This is a genomic window from Pseudobacillus wudalianchiensis (assembly GCF_001685015.1).
GTDB lineage: Bacteria > Bacillota > Bacilli > Bacillales > Domibacillaceae > Pseudobacillus > Pseudobacillus wudalianchiensis.
In genome coordinates, this window is sequence record NZ_MAYT01000027.1 from 256945 (window position 1) to 275669 (window position 18725).

Consider the following 18725-nt stretch of genomic DNA (forward strand, 5'->3'; position numbering starts at 1 on the left):
GGTCAATGAAACAAATGAAAAAATTCGACAATATCTATCCTTAAATGATCAATTAAGGATATTTTGTCAAAAATAAAAAAGGGACGTTTCACAAAACGCCCCTTAAGTCACAAAACGATTGGCCTATTCATCCGGTGAAGACATTCCACCCGCCCCTGATGAATCGGTGTCTGCATGGGTGAGGAAGTTTTTCTTTTCCTTCGGTTGAACAGCTGTTTCTCTTTCAATAATAGAAGGGATTTCAGAGAGCGTGTCTTTGCCATCTTTCATGTGTATCGCCTCCTCATTGATTTATTTATTTTTTCCCTTTTTTTTCCTTCCCAAAACCTCCATACCGTTATGAACGTGCCTCGAACAATATGAATGATTAATCATTCATATTGTTATTTTCTTATCCTTCAATAGATGAAGGTTGATTAATTAATTGGTTTCGTGCTTTTTGATAGGATTCTTGCAGCTCTTCTATAATGTGCGAGGTTTTTTGGACTTTATGAATCGTGTTAATCCCCTGTCCAGCTGACCAAATATTTTTCCATGCCTTGGGGGCAGTCCCATTCATTTTTGAAAAATCAACTTTCTCCTCTTTCTCTAATTGGGTCGGATCTAATCCTGCCTGCTTAATACTTGGTTTTAAATAATTGGCGTGCACTCCACTGAAGGCATCTGTGTAGATGATGTCATCAAGTGTAGAGTCGATAATCATCTCTTGGTATTCCTTTTGGGCAAAGCTTTCCTCTGCTGTAATGAACCTGGTTCCCATATAAGCGAGGTCAGCTCCGAGAACTCTGGCTGCAACAATATCTTTTCCAGTCGAAATCGCACCTGATAAAATCGTTATTCCGTTCCAAAATTCTTTCACCGCTCCGATAAAAGCAAAAGGATTGATCGTTCCAGCATGTCCACCCGCTCCCGTACACACTAATACAAGGCCGTCTACCCCTTTCTCAGCTGCTTTTTCCGCATGTGAAACGGTAATAACATCAGCAAAAACAAGACCTCCGTAATCATGGACGATCTTTACGACAGGGCTCGGATCCCCTAATGACGTAATGACGATTGGCGGCTGATATTCCTTAATAAGCCCTAAATCTTCATCATATCGTTTATTTGAACGGTGGGCGATGAAATTTACTGCCCACGGGGCGATGATTTCATTCGGCCTTTGCTGCTTTGCCTCTTCTAACTCTATCCTAATGGTCTCCATCCATTCCTTTAACACGTCCACTGTCCGGGCATTTAACAGTGGAAATGAACCGATGACACCTGCCTTGCAGCCCTCAATGACCATTCTCGGGCTGGATACCAAAAACATGGGAGCCATAATGACAGGTAAGGACAGCTGTTCTCCTATCCACTTTGTCATGCTTTCTTCCTCCTTTCTTTTTATATATAACTATTTCGTCAGTGGCTAAGTAAACTCCTGTTTTTCTAAAACAACGATCGTAAAGTTGATTCGTATAAAAGTATAAAGAAGTCTTCCCTAACTAGTTGTATAGAGAAGACTTTAAAGTTTATATTAGTTACTTTTTTCGTATTGCAGCCAATCCGATCCGTTGATTTGGTTGGATACATCGATAATTTTTTTCTTTACTCTTTCTGCTTCAGCACCTTCTAATTTTTTTGGCTGATAATTATTCCTATAGGAAACGGAAGAGATAGAGAATGGCACAACGTTGATTTCCTTCTTGTCTGTCAGCTTCCCATTCTTCAAATGGAATGTCTGCTGGAACACGTACGTATCTTTGTCACTTGGATTTCGGTTGCCGCCGAACATAAAGTTGCCGAGGCTGTAGACAATGAACTTGCCGTTATATTCTTCTACCCCTTGGACGACATGAGGGTGATGTCCAAGGACTAAATCAGCACCGTGGTCAATTGTGTAATGAGCCAGTGTTTTTTGCGATGCTTCCGGCACATATTGTCTTTCTACTCCCCAGTGGAAATGAACAAGAACAATTTCCGCACCTTTCTTGCGAAGTTCTTTAATGTCCTTCGCTACTTGATCACGTAGTTCAGCTGTATCATCCCAGCCTTCGTAACCGAGAGCCCCTACTTTTACCCCTTTTACTTCTGTTAAATATTTGTTCTCGTAGCCAAAGTAGCCTATATTCTCTTTCTTCAACGTGTCAATCGTGTCCTCATAGCCTTTTTGCAAATAGTCGTGAATGTGATTATTTGCTAGGTTTACAGACTCGATTCCGCCAAGCTTTAAAATTTGCGCATACGATGGATCGCCTTTAAAACGAAACTTTTTAACGGCTTTTTCTTTAGCATTCGTTAACGTTGTTTCTAAATTGACTGTTGACAAATCGTCCTTCTTAAAAATATCATCTAGTTCCGCTACAAAATAAGAAAGTCCATTCTTATTTGCCTCATCTGGAAAAGAGCCAGCATATTGAAATGTTTCATCTGTTCCTAATGTAAAATCGCCAGCAGCACTGATGGTGATCGCTGTTTCCTTCGCCGGTGCCGGTTCTTCTTTATTCGCTTCTATTTGTTTAGCTTTAGCCGTTCCTTTATCGACTTCACTGCCGCTGACTGTCTCAGCGGAATCTAAATTAAAATTATATATGGAGACACCAATAATCAGTATACATAGGACAAAAAGTGTGATCTTGACCGATTTCTTTAACCGTTTACGCTTTCTTCTCCCATTGCGGCTGTTCAAATCTTTGTTCATTTTATTGCCAATATCCCCTTTATATGATTATTTTTCCACCTCCTAAAAATATACTACAACTTTTGCTAAATAACTATCACTATTTTAGTAGATTCTTGGAACTTTCCTTTCCCTATCTAGTTATTTTTTCGCTAGCTTTCTAAGGACAAACTCATACATACCAATAACCATGCCTGTGCCAATTATCGCGATCATCCATAGCAGAAATTTCACACTAATATTTCCCATAGGGCTGCAGCGGTGAACGATGGTATAAAGCCCTTCCGAATGATCAGCCATAACTAACAACAGCAATGAAAGAAGCGGAAAACCCACCATTGCTTTCCATGACAAGGAGTGCAGCCAGCTGTCTTTAAAAAAAGCGGCCACTGTCTGACCAGTCATCACAACGAACAAAAGAACGGCAAAAAGAAGACTCTCCCTGATAGCCTGTAGTTTCATTAATGCTACCATGTAAGCCACTGTAAAACCGATGCCGAACAACATAAGGATTCCCCCTAAGAAAGGCATAGCCCAGCGTTCTTGCTGATGGCTGTCGTTTATAAATTTCACACTGATCGACCAGCCAAGAAGCAGCATTACACCGGCTAGCCAATACACTTTTATGAAAGAATGCATCCAGCTGTAAAAAGGCTCTATTAACTTTTCCTCTCCATATGAACCTTCCTCTAGATGAAGAACCATCATCCCCTACCCGATTGCCAGCGGAATAATGAGTAACAAAAGAGTAAATATGACAGCTCCCCATGAAAAAGCAACTTCATTCGCAGCAGTCGCCCTCTTCTTTTCCTGAAGAGCGTCTTCCCTTCTTTTTTCTTTATTCATTCTATGTTCCTCTCCCTAGTTGTAAAGCTTTCTAAAACAATACAACAGATCTGTCTCTGACAGACAGATCTGTTGTGCTTACCTTCTATATTTCTTTTCAGGGCCGCCTGCAAAATTAATCTCCAATTCCACTGATCGAGCATCTTTAGGAATATCAAAGGCTTGTTCTACACTTTTTAATACTTCATCGTCAGGCGTTCGTTCGTTAAAAGCGAAAGAAGAGAATATTTCATCCAGTTCTTTCATCGCTGCATCGCCTTGTAAGTTTTGATTTTTTGTTTGATTTACGTACGATGCTTCCGTTCCCTTTTTATCCTGATCATAGTCAACATCAATTGCATCGTCCTTCCCGTTCAAATCAACATCAAGATCAAAACTTGTAAACGGATAGCTGGCATTAGCCCCATCCCCTTTTACCGGTGCTTTTTCCGGCTGAGTCTGCACTTGATCTTGATCGTTATTATTATCGTTATCATTATTGGCACAGCCCGCGAGCGGAAAAGCGGACGCCAATAAAACAGCTAGGATTATTCCTTTCATGCTGTTCACTCCTTCCAAGGATGCTTCTTTTTCTTATCTCCTCATTTTCCTGTTTTTATTCATTTTTGTTTGGAAGCAGCCTCTGAAAGAGCGACCTTATATCCCTTTGCCATAATATTTTTAAATCGAGCGGATGGAGTATCTGCCTGACAGCCGCAAAGGCCTTCTTCTGCTTTAGCTGTCACATTATAAACCGATACTCTTTCTATCCCCGCTCCAATAAAGATTCCTGTTCTCGCCGACTGATCAATAACGACATTTTTAATATGAACATCATCCGCTCGTTGGCCTCCCCCAAATATTTTAATGTCTACTCCTGCCGTTTTAAAATCCTTTATTTGAACGTGATGCAAATGTACATTTCGCGACCGGTATTGGATCGCAATAACCGGTTGCTGCTCGTAGTCATAGTTCGGGTCACCGATAACAGCAAAATGATTAATGATTACATTTTTATAGGCCGATACGACAAGTGCCCTTGGCTTCGACTCCCGATAGAGCTCTGTCCTAATAGGAGCAATAGAAACAAGGCGCGCAGCTGTAATATTGTAAGCAGTGAGAGACTCGGGATCCGCCGCACTATGATGGCCAATATGCCTGAAGTTAAATGAACGGTTATCATTGACTGATACATGCCCAATAATATGAACGTTATTAGCAGCAGATGAAGTTTCATGAGCTTTTATTTCTACGCCGCCAAAGCATCTAGTTGTTGAGTTATTTAACAGCCAAACGTTTCTAGAACCATCATCTACCTCAATACCATTTGAATTGGAGAACCCTTCCTTATGGGCTTTTCCACTCGGATCACACATATGCGAGTTAGAAATAAAAATGAAATCACTATGGTGAGTCGTAATGCCATCATCCCCAAAACCATATCCTTGGAGATGGTCCAACCAAACATATTTACTGCCGCCGCGTGCTCTCGTTCCATCCCCTGAATAACTATATTTTGTAGAGGAAACATCAAAGCAGTGCAGCCCCGGGTTTATCGCTTTTACCCTTTTAACCCAACCATACGTAACATGGGCATAAGTTAAGCAGCTTGAACGGTTGCCTCCTGTACTCGTTCGCGGAATATCACCGAGGCGTTCGACATTCCAATCAAGGGTCATATTTTCTACAGAAAGATGATGGTTACCCTTTTTATGATCTGAATTTGTGATGAGCCAACTGCTTTTCGGAGCCTTATCATGAAGCTTTAGTATTGTTCTATCTTTATCTGCTCCAACAAGATACGTAAAGGAAGGAAGCCGAATCTCCTTGACGATAAACACCCCTTTTGGAATATGCACCTTCACTTTTCCTTTTCCAATCGCTTTTCGGAAAGCTTCTGTACAATCTGTTACCCCATCGCCAACAGCCCCAAATTGCTCGATGTTTACTTCTCGAGTTACTTGTTTTGTAAACGTCTCATACTCCTTGTCTAACAACTTTTTCCACGCTGGAAAAACATTCCCCGCTTCGTCTACCAACGTTTCTGAAGAAGCAGCCGGTCTGGAGCGCTCTGATGGCAAGAGGAGATTAATGAAAAAAGATGCCGCTTTTTGAAAAAATCGTCCAATAGAAAGGGAGCGGGGAGTCTCTATATTTGAAGGGATGGGATAGTGTTTTTTGCACTGGGTGAATAAATTGTTTGTTTCCTGCACAATCTGTTTAATAGATGGCTCTCTAGAGAAAAATTGGGAGATGAGCTGATCATTTTTGGCAGGATCATGATTTTTACTTAAATGAAACATACCGTTACACCTGTCCTTTCCAATATTCTTTATATATTGCTATAAAATGTACCCTTGTTTTTTAGATAAAATCAAGTCTCGACCATTCTCTTCTCGGCAAGAGGATTAAAAAAAGAAAAAACAGGGTATAAGTCCGTTTGACAGAATTTATAAAGCAGCCGATATTATACCAGCTCGATCATTTTTTTCTTTTCATTTTTCTGTCAATGCGGGGCATACATAAAAAGAACCTACCCTTTTATACAACAGAATCAATTTTATGAAGAGAAGAGGCGGAGAAGTGTGAATACCATTTCAATCATCATACCAGCTTACAATGAAGAAGATAATATCTCACTAATTTATGAAAGTATCAAAAAAGAATTTACAAAGTTAGCGTATGATTTTGAAATATGTTTTATTAATGATGCAAGCACTGATAACACATTAGAAGAAATTAAACAATTAGCAGCCAAAACACCTAAAGTGAAATTTATTTCGTTCTCCCGCAATTTTGGAAAAGAAGCTGCACTATTAGCTGGCTTGCAGCATGCTAATGATCGAGCTGTCATCATTATGGATGCCGATCTTCAACATCCTCCCTTTTTAATCCCTAAACTATTGAAAGGTTACGAAGAAGGCTTTGACCAGGTCATTGCGCGTAGAAACCGCAACGGCGAACCGACCTTAAAAAAGTTCCTTTCCTCAGCTTATTACAGGTTGGTTAACCAGATTGTCGATGTTAAATTGGAGGATGGAGTAGGTGATTTTAGATTACTTAGCGAGAAAGCTGTGCAAGCTGTGCTTTCCTTAAATGAAGGTCAGCGTTTTTCAAAAGGGCTGTTTTCCTGGATCGGCATGAATCAAAAAATCATTGATTACAACAATGTGCTGCGGGAGCACGGTGAAACAAAATGGTCGTTTTCTAAATTATTGAACTATGGACTGGACGGCTTTATTTCGTTTAACAACCGTCCCCTGCGGATTTGTTTTTATTCAGGAGCGATCGTTTTGTGTCTGGCACTTATTTACAGCGCCATTACATTTATCCAAATCTTAAATAATGGTATCGATGTGCCTGGCTACTTTACCATTATTACAGCTGTCCTTATTTTAGGAGGCATTCAACTCGTCAGCTTAGGTGTCATTGGGGAATATATTGGCCGGATTTATTATGAGACGAAAAAGCGGCCGCCTTATTTAATTCAAGAAACAAACTTTATGAACGGAGCGCAGTATGAGAAGAACAAGCCAAGAATTTATCAGATTCGTCATAATCGGGGGAATCAATACCTTTAATTATTATGCTGTCTATTTACTGCTTCATATGCTTCTGGGATGGCTCTATATGCCATCCCATGTGATTGCCTTTTTAGTCAGCTTTATTATTTCTTTCTTTTTAAATTCTTATTTTACATTTAAAGTGAAGCCGACATTAGCTAAGTTCTTAAAATTCCCGCTATCTCAGGTCGTGAACTTTACAGTGTCTTCTCTTTTTATGTATGTATTTATTGAATACTTCCAGATTAACAGTATGATTACTCCTATCTTGGCTGTATTCGTTGCCTTGCCTGCTACTTTTGTTGTAACGAGTAAAATTATGAAAAAAGAGAGTGTTAGTGCATGAGGAAAAAAAGTGTCACGGTTCTTATTATTAGCAGTCTGCTTTTATCGGCGGCTGCTCATTTCTTTTTCATCCAGGAATGGTTCAATGGTCGATTTATGATCGGTCCAAACGACGGCTTATCACAAATGGCTCCTTTTAAAAAATTTATCTATGATCAATACAGTCAGGGGAATTTTTTTTACTCTTGGTCGTTTGGTTTAGGCGGCGGGTTCTATAGCCAGCTTGCTTATTACTTTTCTACTTCTATTATTTTTCTCATGACGGCTGGAATCGTTTTTTCACTCGAAACCATCGGGCTTATTTCCCACCCTGATTTATTATTTTGGATAAATACGATACTGCCTGTCAGCATCATTAGGCTGTCTCTCATTATCTTAACGGCGGTTTTTGCTTTTAGATATATGGGCATCCGCACGACGGCTGCTTTTACTGGTGCGGCTGTGTATGGCCTATCCGTCATGTACTTCCGGCATGTCGTGTTCTGGGAGTTTTTCACCGATGCTATGCTGTGGCTGCCTCTTCTTGTGATAGGGACAGAAAAAATTATCCGCGAAGGAAAACCAGGATGGTTCATTGTCGCCTGGTCACTTATGTTTTTTAACAATTTTTATTTTGCTTATATTCATTTGATCTTTTTATTTATTTACATAGCATTTCGCTGGATCGTTCCGTTATCTCGACAAGAGTACCCGAAGCATAAACAGTTGTTTCTCTTTTTCTTAGGAGGAGTGATCAGCTTTTGTATAGGCGCTGTTTCCTTTATTCCAGCTGTTTATGGATTTCTACATAATTATCGGCCTGCTTATGAGGAACAGATCCCGTTTTTCTTTATTACTGACAACATTTTACATGCAAGCAAGTATATTATTTTGCCAGCTATTTTAGTATTGTTTCTCTTTTTAGTTCCTTTATATAAAGAGCGTACATATCGTTTTTTTGCCCTGCTTACTATACTGTTTATCATTTTTCACTTTAGCCCATTAGCAGCAAGTGCGTTTAATGGATTTTCTGCCCCGCAATACCGCTGGGAATACTTACTTTCCTTTACAGCAGGCGGATGTGTGGCTGCAGGCCTGCAGTCTTTGCACAAAGTCCGTTTGAACCAGCTGTTTTTATCGATTATCATCTCTTTCGGCCTTTATTTGTTTATGGCCGAAGCGATGACATACGTTATGGGCCCAAAGCTAATGATGATGTTTGAAGAACAGATAGATATAATTATCCAGCTATTTTTTCTGGCAGCCCTTTTGCTCTGTCTGTACGTATGGAGAAAGCACGCTTCTACCTTCTTTTTGTTACAGCTTGTCATTATCATTTCCGGCCTTGTCATCGTCAATGGGTACGAACAGATGACCATGTCAGAAAAATTCGGCGTTGACCGGGTTTCCCGTGACACTTTACAAGACCCTGCATACAACGGGGCTGAACAACAGCAGCTGATCAAAAAGATCCAACACTCCGAACAAGACCCGCTTGTCAGAATAGATTGGATGAATCCGCTTAGAAACAATACGCCTATTGTCCAAGATTTTAATGGAACAAGCTTGTACTCCAGCATATTGAACGAGGAGCTGCTATTTTTCTATTGGCGCGATTTACAGATCGATATGGGACGGGAAAGTGTAAGCCGCTATGCCACTTTGGGAAATCGGGCAAACCTTTATGGCCTCTTGCAAACCAACTATTGGATGCGGGAAAAAGCTGAGGCTGCCAATGCCCCTTTTGGTTTCGAGCCAGTTGCAGAATCAGCTCATTATATCGCGTACAAAAACACACTTTCACTTCCTTTTATCCGCACTGCGCGCCATGTATTTTATGAAAAAGAGTTAAAAAATCGCTCACCGCTAGATAAAGAGCACGCGATGCTGTCGGGAGTCGTGTTAGATAAGAAGAACGGCAAAAGTGATGTTCCCCCAACGGAAAAGAATAGAATCGATGAGGCTGTTATAAAAGAAAAGAATGCAGCCTACGATAACGGGCAATTAAAGGTAACCAAAGACAATGGCGGCATCGTCATCACTCCCCGCCTCTCATCTGAAAAAACAAAAGACTACTATGTCCAGTTTTATATTGAAAATGTCCATGGCAAAGGTTTCGCTGTCAAAGTGAATCAATATCGAACGACAAGGAAGCGAGCCGCTTCTATTTATAAAACGGGCATTCATACTGTGCTCATCCGGGTACCAAAAGAAGAGCACATTGCCATTCAATTGCCTAAAGGCACATACAAATTAAAACATTTAAAGCTGTATGAAGAGGATTACCGTGAACTTCAGCAAACAGCAGCGGAAAAAAGCACTCCTGCTAAAATGAATTGGGATAAAAATAAAATCTCTATTACTTATGACAATCATACCGACGAACGATATATGGCACTGCCGATTCCTTTTGAAAAAGGATGGCAGCTAAAGATAAATAATGAAGAAAAAGAGATAGAGAAAGCGAATTTTGCCTTTATCGGTTTTCCTTTAGAAAAAGGCAACAACCAGATAGAACTTATCTATCGCCCTCCTTTCTTTACAATATCGATCGTCTTGCTGGTTCTTGGAGTGGCGGCTGCAGTCTGGCTCATCAGAAGACAATCAAGCAAAAAACAAACGAGCTAAGCATGTTTAAAAGAAAGAACTTAATGGTAAACATATAGAGAATATAAAACTCAGGAGGCAGATAAAATGGTTACAACAAAAACAGTTGAAAACGCAGTACAAGCAAAACATGAGATCGAGGGTTTACTCGCTCAAGGGTACTCTTTAGATGATGTCTATCTTCTAGCCCACGATGAACACCGTGGTGAGGATATCTCTGAGGCTCTTCACACGAATGAGGTTGGCATGGAGGAACAAGGAGTATTCGGCAGCATGAGTAACATCTTCAAATCACGCGGTGACGAATTACGAAGCAAAATGGAGTCCCTCGGCTTATCTCAGCAGGAAGCAGATACGTATGAAAAAGAACTAGACAAGGGCAAACTAGTTCTAATTGCAAACAAACATTAAACCGGACAAACGAAAAAAGCTGTCATAGAGTGGATATCCTCTCCATGACAGCTTTTTCTGACGTATTTTGCGGCGAAAAGACGTCCGGCCACATCCAGACGTTCTGCCAAAGGCAGGCTTCCCGGCTTACGCAAATTAGCTCATCGCTTGATTACTATACCATACTTCTACTGTATGGAGCAATCTATTTTTTCATTTTACACTCTGGCTCATCCGTCACTCACAGCACGCAACAGCCACACCTTCAACTAGACGCGTGTTCATCTTTTAGGCTTCGTTAAAGATGATCGTTGTTTTTTTCAATAGTAAATTAGGGCAGAAGGCGTCCGCTTGCAGCGAAAATCAACAATCAAGTATAACAGAGCCATTTTTAAGACAAAGGCCGCAGTGAATAAAGGAGAACGATCGATATGGAAAAAGAAACAAAAACAAATGATGAATTATCGGAACGTTTTGAAGCTGCTTTTAATCGTATCCACAACAGACTAAAAGCAACCGTTAAACAAAGTGACAGCGATGCTTTTGTCGAGCTGCTTCACATCAGTGCGCGTAACCACGCAAGCGTCCGGGCTCACCTTGATGAACTAAAGCAATATGCTAAGCTAAGAAACGCTATCGTCCATCAAAAGACAGAAGCCAACTATTACATAGCTGAGCCTCATCAAGAAATCGTAGAACGTATTGAACAAATTGACAAGATGTTATCCGAACCAGCAGAAGCGATGTCCATCGCCTCTTCTCCCGTTCACATTGTAGAGCTTGATACTCCGCTTGTACAAGTGCTGGAAATGATTCGCGACGATAAAATGAACGAATACCCTGTATATGAAAAAGGTAAATGTCAGGGCTTGTTAACCGGAAAAGAAATATTGAAATGGATGGCTAATACACATGCCAATGGGAAAATAGATATTGCCTCGGTTCAAGTAAAGGACATTCTTCCGGAAAAAAATGAATACATTATTGCTTTTGTGAAAAGAGATGCGAACATTTTTGATATTGAATTTACCTTTGAGGAACATCAATCCCGTAATAAAAAACTGGAAGCGATCCTTATCACCCCCGATGGAAGTTCAGATGAGCTGCCGGTCGGCATTATTACCTCTTGGGATTTGACGAAAAATAATGATATTATTTTGGAACAATAAAAAAGACAAGCGGCTATCCAGCTTGTCTTTTTTATTGTTTGTATATATTTCCATTCCGATCAACAGGGTTTATAGACTTAGGATAGCCCTCTAACTATACCTGTTTTAAAAATAAAACGCTTGAGGTAGCTTAATATGTTTTTGCTCCTATGTACCGCTTTGACCAATATGTACTCTTCAGTGAGCTGATCGTTACCCCTTCTGAAGTTGAGCTATGTATAAATTGATTTCCGCCTAGATAAATACCAGCATGTGAGGCGCCTTTTTGATAGGTTTCAAAGAAAACGAGATCCCCAACTCTTGGGCTGCTTACCTTTGATCCTCTGGAATAAATACCAGCTACTGTTCTAGGCAAGGAGATGTTAGCGCTATTTTTATAAACATATGTTAAAAATCCGCTGCAGTCAAAACCTGCTGGTGTGGTACCGCCCCATTTATAAGGAACATTCATGAACCGTTTCGCATAAGTTATCGTGTTCGCCTTGCTTGATGCACTTGTCGTTGGTTTTGCTGAAGCAGTTGATTTACCTAATACTCTAAATGTGTTTTTTCCGACTATACCATCTGCTGTCAGCCCATGAGCTTTTTGAAGCTTCATAACCGCTGATTTCGTTAACGGCCCAAAGGTTGTATCCAGCGAAGAACGATAATACCCTTTTGATTTTAATACTTGTTGAAGTTCCTTTACATCTTGATGTTTCATACCACTTTTTAACGTTTGATCCCCTAATGCTGCTTCTCCTGCAGCCGGGCTTGCCAGTAAAGCACCGGCCATCGTTGCTGCTACTAACCACTTTTTCACACTTCTAACCTGCTTTCTTTCAATATATTTTCTATTTGTCTCCTATTCTACCATTTAAAAATTTCTACTATATTTTAATTATATTACAAATATATTAAACACTTGGAAAAGTTTTTCATTTTTTCACTTTCCTTCCTTGAAGACTCCGCATAAAATGTATCGAGACAAAAGTCCATGTTAAAAAGAAAGGTGGAATCACTGGTGAGTCAGAAAGTAAATCCTGCTGACCCAAACACCGTTCCAAAGTTCATTGAAGAAGTAAAAAAACCTCCCATAGCGAGACCAACCGCTGGAGACTCTTATTATGAAATAAGGATGAAAGAAGCAAAACATCAATTTCATCCCGCTTTTCCACGAACGACTATTTGGGGCTATAACGGTATCTTTCCAGGACCAACGATTGAAGCGCGCAAAGGAAAAACCGTTGAAGTAAAGTGGTTAAATAATCTTCCCAAAAAACACTTCCTGCCTGTAGATTACACATTGCACGGAGCAGTCGGTAACCCGGAGGTTCGGTCAGTAGTTCACCTTCACGGAGCTAACGTCAATTGGGAAAGCGATGGCTATCCAGAAGCCTGGTACACAAATAACTATGAATTTACGGGACCTGCATTTAGACGAAAAGTGCATGCCTATACAAATCATCAGCAAAGTGCCACTCTCTGGTACCATGATCACAGCATGGCACTCACCCGCTTAAATGTGTACGCCGGCCTGGCGGGTTTCTATCTGCTTCGGGACACCAATGAGGAACGGTTGAATTTGCCAGCAGGTGACTATGATATTCCGTTAATGGTCCAAGACCGCTCCTTCAATGAAGATGGATCTCTCTTTTATCCAGAAACCCCTGACCCTGATTTGCCGGTCTTTCCTTCTATCGTACCAGGTTTTCTTGGAGAGATGATTACAGTGAACGGAAAAGTTTGGCCCTATTTACGGGTAGAACCACGTAAATACCGCTTCCGGATTTTAAATGCATCTAACCGCAGAGAATATAACTTTAGTCTGTCAAACAATGAGCCGTTCTACCAGATCGGCACGGATGGCGGACTGCTGTCAAACAGAACGGAGCTTACTTCATTTGAATTGCTGACGGCTGAGAGAACAGATATTGTGATTGACTTTTCTAAATGGAAAGGAGAACAAATTACCCTTCTTAACACGAACGAAACGGAAGACAGCCACACGAGAACGGTCATGCAATTCCGTGTAGATCTCCCGTTAAAAGGAGAAGACAAAAGCGAGGTACCAGAAAGATTGTACCCGAATATGGATTTACATGAACATATGGCTCATACTATTCGCAATCTGCCGCTAGGTATCTCCTTCGATGAATATGGACGGTTAATGCTAATGCTGGACGGAAAAATGTGGCATGACCCCGTTACCGAAAAACCTTCGCTTGACAGCATTGAAATTTGGAACATTATAAATACTACTCCTATCCCGCATCCAATTCATATTCATTTAGTTCAATTTAAAATTGTCGAACGAAGGCCTTTTAATGTAGATTTGTTTAATCAAACAGGCAAAATAGAATTTACAGGTCCACCTGAAGAGCCGCGAATTTACGAGCGAGGCTGGAAGGATACAGCCAAGACAGATCCCGGCATGGTGACAAAACTTGTGATGCATTTTAAAGAACATACTGGAAACTATGTGTGGCACTGCCATTTCCTCGAACATGAAGATCATGACATGATGCGCCCTATCCGCATCATTAACGATGCTCATCCAGTCGCACCGCCCCATGCAGATGAGGAGCCTCATCAGGATGACGGGCCTTCAAATGGCAGCTAGTAAATAAAAAACAGGAGAACTCCGTAATGAGTTCTCCTGCTCTCTCATCTATTGTTTATCTACAAAGTTGCTAGGCATGACGACAGCAATGACCTCTCCACGAGCACAAAGGGTATCATTAGCAAATACTTCTGTCTGAACCTTCCACTTCTTCGGATGAATTTCCTCTACCACTCCAACTGCTTTTAATGGAATACCTTGCGGAGTTGGCTTCATAAAGTCAACATGTAAAGACCCTGTCACAAACCGCGGCGGCTCTGCTCCATCTCCCAGCTCATGCCCATTTTTCCGGTGCAAGGCTAAAGAAGCTGAACCCGTCCCATGACAATCAATTAATGATGCAATAACCCCACCGTAAACAAATCCGGGAATGGCCGTGTGATCTTGCTCTGGCGTATACACTGTGACAGTCTGCTCCCCTTGCCAGCCCGTCCGAAAATGATGCCCCGCTTCATTCAACCGGCCGCACCCGTAACACCAAGCAAAATCATCCGGGTACTCATCTTGAACCGCTTTTACGCTTGTTTTCTCCATTATCATCCCCCCCTTCAAAATAGTATAACACGTTTCCAATTGATGGGTATTTTTTCATTTCCAATAAAAAAGAAATGCACACAAAAAAGCCGTTCCATCATAGCCGAACGACTTTTCTTTTTTAAAACAGAATACCCTTACTTTAGGGATTCCACATATTCACGAACCATCTCCGGTGTCACCAATTTACGTGTAGGAATCAATCTTTGATTGGCAAGAAGATTGATTTGCTCAGTGACTTCGTTGATTTGCTCAGTTGTGAATTCCTTTCCTTCCTTGCATAAAGCTACTGCTTCTTCAATATATTTTTCTCTTTGCTGATCAAGGCTGACAAACTTCTTATATAATTGGTTTTGCTTTTGGGCATGAAGCTCGAGATCCTTATGTACACTCATCCTTTGTCCACTCCTATTATGTAGATATTCACTCTACTTTATATTAACAAGTCCCTTTAAAATACTAAAGAAGGAAATGTTATTTCGTGGCAATCCGCAAAGCATATGTGGCGTCTCCCTCTTTCCACTTCGCGTGGATAATATAAATATAGGTTCCTTTTTTGTTAGGTAACATAATCTTATTATGTTTTACTCTCTTGAAATTTGCTTGTTCATTTTTCCAAATTCCCGCCTCGAGACCATCAGGACGGTATTTAAAATCGATAACTAACACCGCACCTGGAGGAACAGCAACAGCATTTGTGTGTTCGACAAGCTCTTCGGGCCCGGCTGTGTCGACTGCAATGCCTTCCCCATTTTTGTGCCAGGAATAGGGGCCGATTTCATACATGATCTCTTTCTTCCCTACCGTTAAAACAGGCTGGGGCGGCCCTTGAATTCCTACTTCACATGCTGATAGGAAGATACATAAAAGAACAGCCAACAACCACTTCTTCATTTTTCCCCCTCCTTCACTTCTTGAACGCCCACACAAAATGCAGCTTTATTTTACGGTTCCGCTATGAATGAAAAAATAGACGCCTATTAAGTGCTGTACTTTCTTAACGGGCGTCTATTGTATTAGACTTTCTTGACAAATTCAGATTTCAATTTCATGGCTCCAAAGCCATCAATTTTACAATCGATATCATGATCCCCATCTACAAGACGGATATTTTTTACCTTTGTTCCTATTTTTAGAACGGATGAACTCCCCTTTACTTTAAGATCTTTAATCACTGTCACCGTGTCCCCGTCGCTTAAAATATTGCCGTTCGCATCTTTTATGATCTTTTCCTCTTCTGCTTCTGTCTCCAGCGTCCATTCATGAGCACATTCAGGACAAATGAGAAGCGCTCCATCCTCGTACGTATACGCCGAATTACATTTCGGGCAATTTGGTAAATCAGACATGATATATCCTCCATTCGATGATTTTCCATTATGTAAACAACTAACATTGAAAGAATTCTATGTGCCATTAAACAGGACCAAAAACACATAGGTAATTCCTCACACTCTTCTATACTGTCATACTATTCGCTCGTTGACAACTCTTCCTTTGTAATCCTTTAAAGGACCATTACGGCAAATAAAAATAAACAGCCTCAATCTGTTCTGCCTCATCCAGTCTTAAAAAAAAGAAGCAATTAACGACTGTTTAAATTGCTCTACTTCAGGTGTCTCTATTTTTGTCACGACATATGTGAACGAATTAGGAGGGATGACGTTATCCGGCTGTATTTCCACTATTCTTTTATTTTGCAGCTCTTCTTTAATCATGGATAGAGGTAAGTAAGAAACGCCAAGCCCTTCTTCAATCATCCTCTTCGTCACTTCGACCTGAGTAACAGGCATAGTGCGGGTTCTTGGATAATGTTTTTTAATGTTACGTAAAAGCGGTTCCCAGTAGGCTGGATGATTGTTCGTCAAAAGCCGATAGGAATGGAGCACCTCTTTTTCATTCCTGTCCGCCTTTTCACGATAGGGAGCGACAAAAATGACTCGTTCTTCATGAACTGTTTCACAACAAATTTCCATTTGAGCCGGTTTTAACCTCGTTAAGCCAATATCCGCTTGGCCACTGCTTATTTCTTCCCCGATCTTAAAAGAACTTAGGACATTTATGATCACTTCAATATTTGGATGATCATGTATAAACGAACGCAAAAAAGAGGGCAGGACAGAAGCAGCAATTTGTGGAGCTGCAGCGATTGTCAGCTTGCGATGGTATCCTTGCTTCCATCCCTCAAACTTCTCCATTTCCTCTTCATATTTCTCCACAATCCCTACCGCTGATGAAAGAAATGTAAAGCCGGCAGAAGTAAGAAAAACATGCTTTCCTTTCCGCTCAAATAGCTGAATATGCAAGTGCTCTTCTAATTTTTTAATATGTTTTGTTACCGCTGGCTGTGTTAAAAAAAGTTCTTCAGAAGCCTTGCGAAAGTTTTCATAGTTAGCCGCCGCAATAAATGTTTTCAACCACTTTATATCCATTCCATTACCGTCCTTCTCTTTAATAACAGATCGTTATTAATAATGATCTATTTTGTTAATTTTCATTGTACTCTTATTACTTTATAATTCATATCACACTAACTAGTTGTATCTTTACTGAAGGCGCTGTTATATTTCGTTATTGATTTTTCCTGCAGACCAACGCCTTATGCTCTCTAATCAACTGCTAAAAAAGAATGATAAAGGAGGAAGTAGAAATGAATCATATAAAAAACCATGTGAAAGAAAAATTTAATGAGAATGCCCCGCATTATGACCAGCAGCGAAGAAAACTAATCCCTTGTTTTGATGACTTTTATTCAGTTCCATTATCGTTGATCAATTTTGAAAAAGAGCAGCCTTCTGTGCTGGATATAGGGGCAGGTACAGGCTTATTTGCTTCCTTTGTGAAAGAGAAATACCCTGGTGCTCACATAACGCTCATTGACTTGTCCGAAAACATGATGGCTCTCTCTAAAGAACGGTTTAAAGGAGATCCACAGGTCGATTATGTGATAGCTGATTATACAGTGCATGAATTTAATAAACCATTTGATCTCATTATCTCTTCACTTTCGATTCATCATTTAACCGACACAGAGAAGAGAAAATTATACGACAAAGTGTTCTCACTGCTACATCCAAATGGAATCTTTATAAATGCTGACCAAGTTCTTGGACATACCCCGTTCATTGAGTCTCTGTACAAAAGGGATTGGAAACACAAAATTGAAGCCAGCGGTTTAAAGGCGGAAGAAATTCAAGCGGCTTACGAACGGACAAACCTTGACCAAATGGCACCTCTTCAAGACCAGCTTGACTGGTTACAAGCAAGCGGCTTTGTCGATGTGGATTGCATTTATAAATATTTTAATTTCGTTGTCTTGTTTGGAAGAAAGCTCTAAGGTGAAAAAGAAGAACATTTATTTCTCTATTCAAACTGCTAGGCTACTCATGTAAATAAAGCCCGTTTCTCATTCCCAAGGCTGATTGCAAACGTTTATCTTTCGAGGAGCGAAAAGACCGAGCGTTTGTAATCAGCCTGCAGCCTGAAAAGCTGATTTCTTACTCGGCTGTTATCAAAAAGCTTGCATACGGTTCTTTATTAACCGTTACGTTTATTTTCCACTTACCTGACTGATCAAGCGCAAATTTTGCTCCGCTTTGTGCATTTTCAATCCCTGCTTCGTAAAGCTTAACCTTTTTTCCTGTCTCCTGGTGCAGAGCCATCATATTGTACAGTTTCCCATTTACTTTTTCAGCCTCAGCGAGAAAATACAGCTGATAGTGCCGGCCTTGTCCGACAGCAAACGCCAGCTCTCCACTTTCTCCGTTTAATTTAATCATCCCGAACTTTCCCTCTTCCCCATATAAAGTCTGGCCATCCACCTCAAATACCGTGCCTGGCTTTCTCTCCTTGGCTGTACTTGTTGTGTTCGTTTCCGTGCATCCTGCCAGCATACATACGAAAGCAAGCAACAAAAAGCTTATTTGTTTTATTTTTCTCATCGTTTCTCTCTCCTTTTTCATTTTGTAGATAAAACACTACCTGCCTTGACGACAAACTTCCATTTCCTGAATGAGAAAATCATTCTTCATACGCATATTAAAACGTTTATC

21 protein-coding genes are annotated in these 18725 nt (G+C 40.5%); 7 read left to right on the plus strand and 14 right to left on the minus strand.

Translation table 11 applies throughout. From position 1 onward, the window contains the following. Nucleotides 1-123: 123 nt before the first annotated feature. The 7 genes from A8F95_RS22560 to A8F95_RS14410 form a co-directional block, all read right to left on the minus strand. A complete protein-coding gene (locus tag A8F95_RS22560; protein WP_176713711.1) occupies nt 124-270 on the minus strand; it encodes a hypothetical protein in 147 nt (48 codons plus the stop codon). Nucleotides 271-391: 121 nt separating this feature from the next. Further along, on the minus strand, nt 392-1363 hold the full coding sequence (locus tag A8F95_RS14390) for an NAD(P)H-dependent flavin oxidoreductase (RefSeq protein WP_065411129.1): 972 nt from the start codon (nt 1361-1363) through the stop codon (nt 392-394). Nucleotides 1364-1516: 153 nt separating this feature from the next. Beyond that, nucleotides 1517-2680: a CapA family protein gene (locus tag A8F95_RS14395; protein WP_065411130.1), complete on the minus strand. Its 1164-nt coding sequence runs from the start codon at nt 2678-2680 to the stop codon at nt 1517-1519. Between the two features lie 120 nt (nt 2681-2800). Next, nucleotides 2801-3367 carry a hypothetical protein gene (locus tag A8F95_RS14400; protein WP_176713712.1) on the minus strand — a complete coding sequence of 189 codons (567 nt, stop codon included), beginning with the start codon at nt 3365-3367 and terminating at the stop codon, nt 2801-2803. 3 nt (nt 3368-3370) lie between these two features. After that, on the minus strand, nt 3371-3505 hold the full coding sequence (locus A8F95_RS23235; protein ID WP_281181780.1) for a hypothetical protein: 135 nt from the start codon (nt 3503-3505) through the stop codon (nt 3371-3373). Between the two features lie 78 nt (nt 3506-3583). Beyond that, complete coding sequence (locus A8F95_RS14405) at nt 3584-4045, minus strand: YusW family protein (RefSeq protein WP_065411132.1); 462 nt, start codon at nt 4043-4045, stop codon at nt 3584-3586. 59 nt (nt 4046-4104) lie between these two features. Beyond that, nucleotides 4105-5787, minus strand: coding sequence for a glycosyl hydrolase family 28-related protein (locus A8F95_RS14410; RefSeq protein ID WP_065411133.1), 1683 nt, complete (start codon nt 5785-5787; stop codon nt 4105-4107). Between the two features lie 282 nt (nt 5788-6069). On the opposite strand from A8F95_RS14410, the gene A8F95_RS14415 reads away from it, so the two are divergent. The 5 genes from A8F95_RS14415 to A8F95_RS14435 all read left to right on the plus strand — a co-directional run bounded on the left by A8F95_RS14415 (nt 6070) and on the right by A8F95_RS14435 (nt 11537). Beyond that, nucleotides 6070-7065 (plus strand): glycosyltransferase family 2 protein, encoded by a 996-nt coding sequence (locus tag A8F95_RS14415; RefSeq protein WP_065411134.1) that lies wholly within the window; start codon nt 6070-6072, stop codon nt 7063-7065. Continuing rightward, nucleotides 7004-7393, plus strand: coding sequence for a GtrA family protein (locus tag A8F95_RS14420; protein WP_065411135.1), 390 nt, complete (start codon nt 7004-7006; stop codon nt 7391-7393). The genes A8F95_RS14415 and A8F95_RS14420 overlap by 62 nt, the downstream gene beginning before the upstream one ends. After that, the gene (locus A8F95_RS14425) at nt 7390-9999 is read left to right on the plus strand and encodes a YfhO family protein (RefSeq protein WP_065411136.1); all 2610 of its coding nucleotides are present in this window, start codon (nt 7390-7392) and stop codon (nt 9997-9999) included. The genes A8F95_RS14420 and A8F95_RS14425 overlap by 4 nt, the downstream gene beginning before the upstream one ends. A gap of 66 nt (nt 10000-10065) precedes the next feature. After that, nucleotides 10066-10389, plus strand: coding sequence for a YflT domain-containing protein (locus A8F95_RS14430; protein WP_065411137.1), 324 nt, complete (start codon nt 10066-10068; stop codon nt 10387-10389). Nucleotides 10390-10799: 410 nt separating this feature from the next. Continuing rightward, entirely contained in the window at nt 10800-11537 is a 738-nt protein-coding gene (locus A8F95_RS14435) for a CBS domain-containing protein (protein WP_065411138.1), read from the plus strand. Nucleotides 11538-11667: 130 nt separating this feature from the next. On the opposite strand, the gene A8F95_RS14440 is transcribed toward A8F95_RS14435, so the two are convergent. Further along, a complete protein-coding gene (locus A8F95_RS14440; RefSeq protein WP_065411139.1) occupies nt 11668-12339 on the minus strand; it encodes a C40 family peptidase in 672 nt (223 codons plus the stop codon). Between the two features lie 174 nt (nt 12340-12513). Here A8F95_RS14440 and A8F95_RS14445 point away from each other — a divergent pair, with 174 nt between their 5' ends. Beyond that, nucleotides 12514-14139, plus strand: coding sequence for a multicopper oxidase family protein (locus A8F95_RS14445; protein ID WP_065411140.1), 1626 nt, complete (start codon nt 12514-12516; stop codon nt 14137-14139). Nucleotides 14140-14187: 48 nt separating this feature from the next. Here A8F95_RS14445 and A8F95_RS14450 read toward each other — a convergent pair whose 3' ends face one another. The 5 genes from A8F95_RS14450 to A8F95_RS14470 form a co-directional block, all read right to left on the minus strand. Then, a complete protein-coding gene (locus A8F95_RS14450) occupies nt 14188-14673 on the minus strand; it encodes a PaaI family thioesterase (protein ID WP_065411141.1) in 486 nt (161 codons plus the stop codon). 137 nt (nt 14674-14810) lie between these two features. After that, the gene (locus A8F95_RS14455) at nt 14811-15068 is read right to left on the minus strand and encodes a DUF2533 family protein (RefSeq protein ID WP_065411142.1); all 258 of its coding nucleotides are present in this window, start codon (nt 15066-15068) and stop codon (nt 14811-14813) included. 79 nt (nt 15069-15147) lie between these two features. Further along, a complete protein-coding gene (locus A8F95_RS14460; protein ID WP_065411143.1) occupies nt 15148-15567 on the minus strand; it encodes a hypothetical protein in 420 nt (139 codons plus the stop codon). A gap of 122 nt (nt 15568-15689) precedes the next feature. Continuing rightward, nucleotides 15690-16022 (minus strand): zinc ribbon domain-containing protein YjdM, encoded by a 333-nt coding sequence (locus A8F95_RS14465; RefSeq protein ID WP_065411144.1) that lies wholly within the window; start codon nt 16020-16022, stop codon nt 15690-15692. A gap of 219 nt (nt 16023-16241) precedes the next feature. Then, complete coding sequence (locus A8F95_RS14470; RefSeq protein WP_065411145.1) at nt 16242-17105, minus strand: LysR family transcriptional regulator; 864 nt, start codon at nt 17103-17105, stop codon at nt 16242-16244. A gap of 218 nt (nt 17106-17323) precedes the next feature. Here A8F95_RS14470 and A8F95_RS14475 point away from each other — a divergent pair, with 218 nt between their 5' ends. After that, nucleotides 17324-18010: a class I SAM-dependent methyltransferase gene (locus A8F95_RS14475; protein WP_245671350.1), complete on the plus strand. Its 687-nt coding sequence runs from the start codon at nt 17324-17326 to the stop codon at nt 18008-18010. A gap of 160 nt (nt 18011-18170) precedes the next feature. Here A8F95_RS14475 and A8F95_RS14480 read toward each other — a convergent pair whose 3' ends face one another. Beyond that, nucleotides 18171-18614, minus strand: a complete 444-nt coding sequence (locus A8F95_RS14480; RefSeq protein ID WP_065411146.1) for a hypothetical protein — start codon at nt 18612-18614, stop codon at nt 18171-18173. Between the last annotated feature and the right edge of the window lie 111 nt (nt 18615-18725).

Excerpts from the sequence above, each read along its gene's own strand:
- A8F95_RS14465 (WP_065411144.1), bottom strand. The coding sequence starts at position 16,022 with ATGTCTGATTTACCAAATTGCCCGAAATGTAATTCGGCGTATACGTAC.
- A8F95_RS14435 (WP_065411138.1), top strand. The coding sequence starts at position 10,800 with ATGGAAAAAGAAACAAAAACAAATGATGAATTATCGGAACGTTTTGAA.
- A8F95_RS14390 (WP_065411129.1), bottom strand. The coding sequence starts at position 1,363 with ATGACAAAGTGGATAGGAGAACAGCTGTCCTTACCTGTCATTATGGCT.
- A8F95_RS14400 (WP_176713712.1), bottom strand. The coding sequence starts at position 3,367 with ATGATGGTTCTTCATCTAGAGGAAGGTTCATATGGAGAGGAAAAGTTA.
- A8F95_RS14420 (WP_065411135.1), top strand. The coding sequence starts at position 7,004 with ATGAGAAGAACAAGCCAAGAATTTATCAGATTCGTCATAATCGGGGGA.
- A8F95_RS14445 (WP_065411140.1), top strand. The coding sequence starts at position 12,514 with ATGTTAAAAAGAAAGGTGGAATCACTGGTGAGTCAGAAAGTAAATCCT.
- A8F95_RS14410 (WP_065411133.1), bottom strand. The coding sequence starts at position 5,787 with ATGTTTCATTTAAGTAAAAATCATGATCCTGCCAAAAATGATCAGCTC.
- A8F95_RS14405 (WP_065411132.1), bottom strand. The coding sequence starts at position 4,045 with ATGAAAGGAATAATCCTAGCTGTTTTATTGGCGTCCGCTTTTCCGCTC.
- A8F95_RS14460 (WP_065411143.1), bottom strand. The coding sequence starts at position 15,567 with ATGAAGAAGTGGTTGTTGGCTGTTCTTTTATGTATCTTCCTATCAGCA.
- A8F95_RS14470 (WP_065411145.1), bottom strand. The coding sequence starts at position 17,105 with ATGGATATAAAGTGGTTGAAAACATTTATTGCGGCGGCTAACTATGAA.
- A8F95_RS23235 (WP_281181780.1), bottom strand. The coding sequence starts at position 3,505 with ATGAATAAAGAAAAAAGAAGGGAAGACGCTCTTCAGGAAAAGAAGAGG.
- A8F95_RS14430 (WP_065411137.1), top strand. The coding sequence starts at position 10,066 with ATGGTTACAACAAAAACAGTTGAAAACGCAGTACAAGCAAAACATGAG.
- A8F95_RS14475 (WP_245671350.1), top strand. The coding sequence starts at position 17,324 with ATGAATCATATAAAAAACCATGTGAAAGAAAAATTTAATGAGAATGCC.
- A8F95_RS14425 (WP_065411136.1), top strand. The coding sequence starts at position 7,390 with ATGAGGAAAAAAAGTGTCACGGTTCTTATTATTAGCAGTCTGCTTTTA.
- A8F95_RS14395 (WP_065411130.1), bottom strand. The coding sequence starts at position 2,680 with ATGAACAAAGATTTGAACAGCCGCAATGGGAGAAGAAAGCGTAAACGG.
- A8F95_RS14450 (WP_065411141.1), bottom strand. The coding sequence starts at position 14,673 with ATGGAGAAAACAAGCGTAAAAGCGGTTCAAGATGAGTACCCGGATGAT.
- A8F95_RS14455 (WP_065411142.1), bottom strand. The coding sequence starts at position 15,068 with ATGAGTGTACATAAGGATCTCGAGCTTCATGCCCAAAAGCAAAACCAA.
- A8F95_RS14480 (WP_065411146.1), bottom strand. The coding sequence starts at position 18,614 with ATGAGAAAAATAAAACAAATAAGCTTTTTGTTGCTTGCTTTCGTATGT.
- A8F95_RS22560 (WP_176713711.1), bottom strand. The coding sequence starts at position 270 with ATGAAAGATGGCAAAGACACGCTCTCTGAAATCCCTTCTATTATTGAA.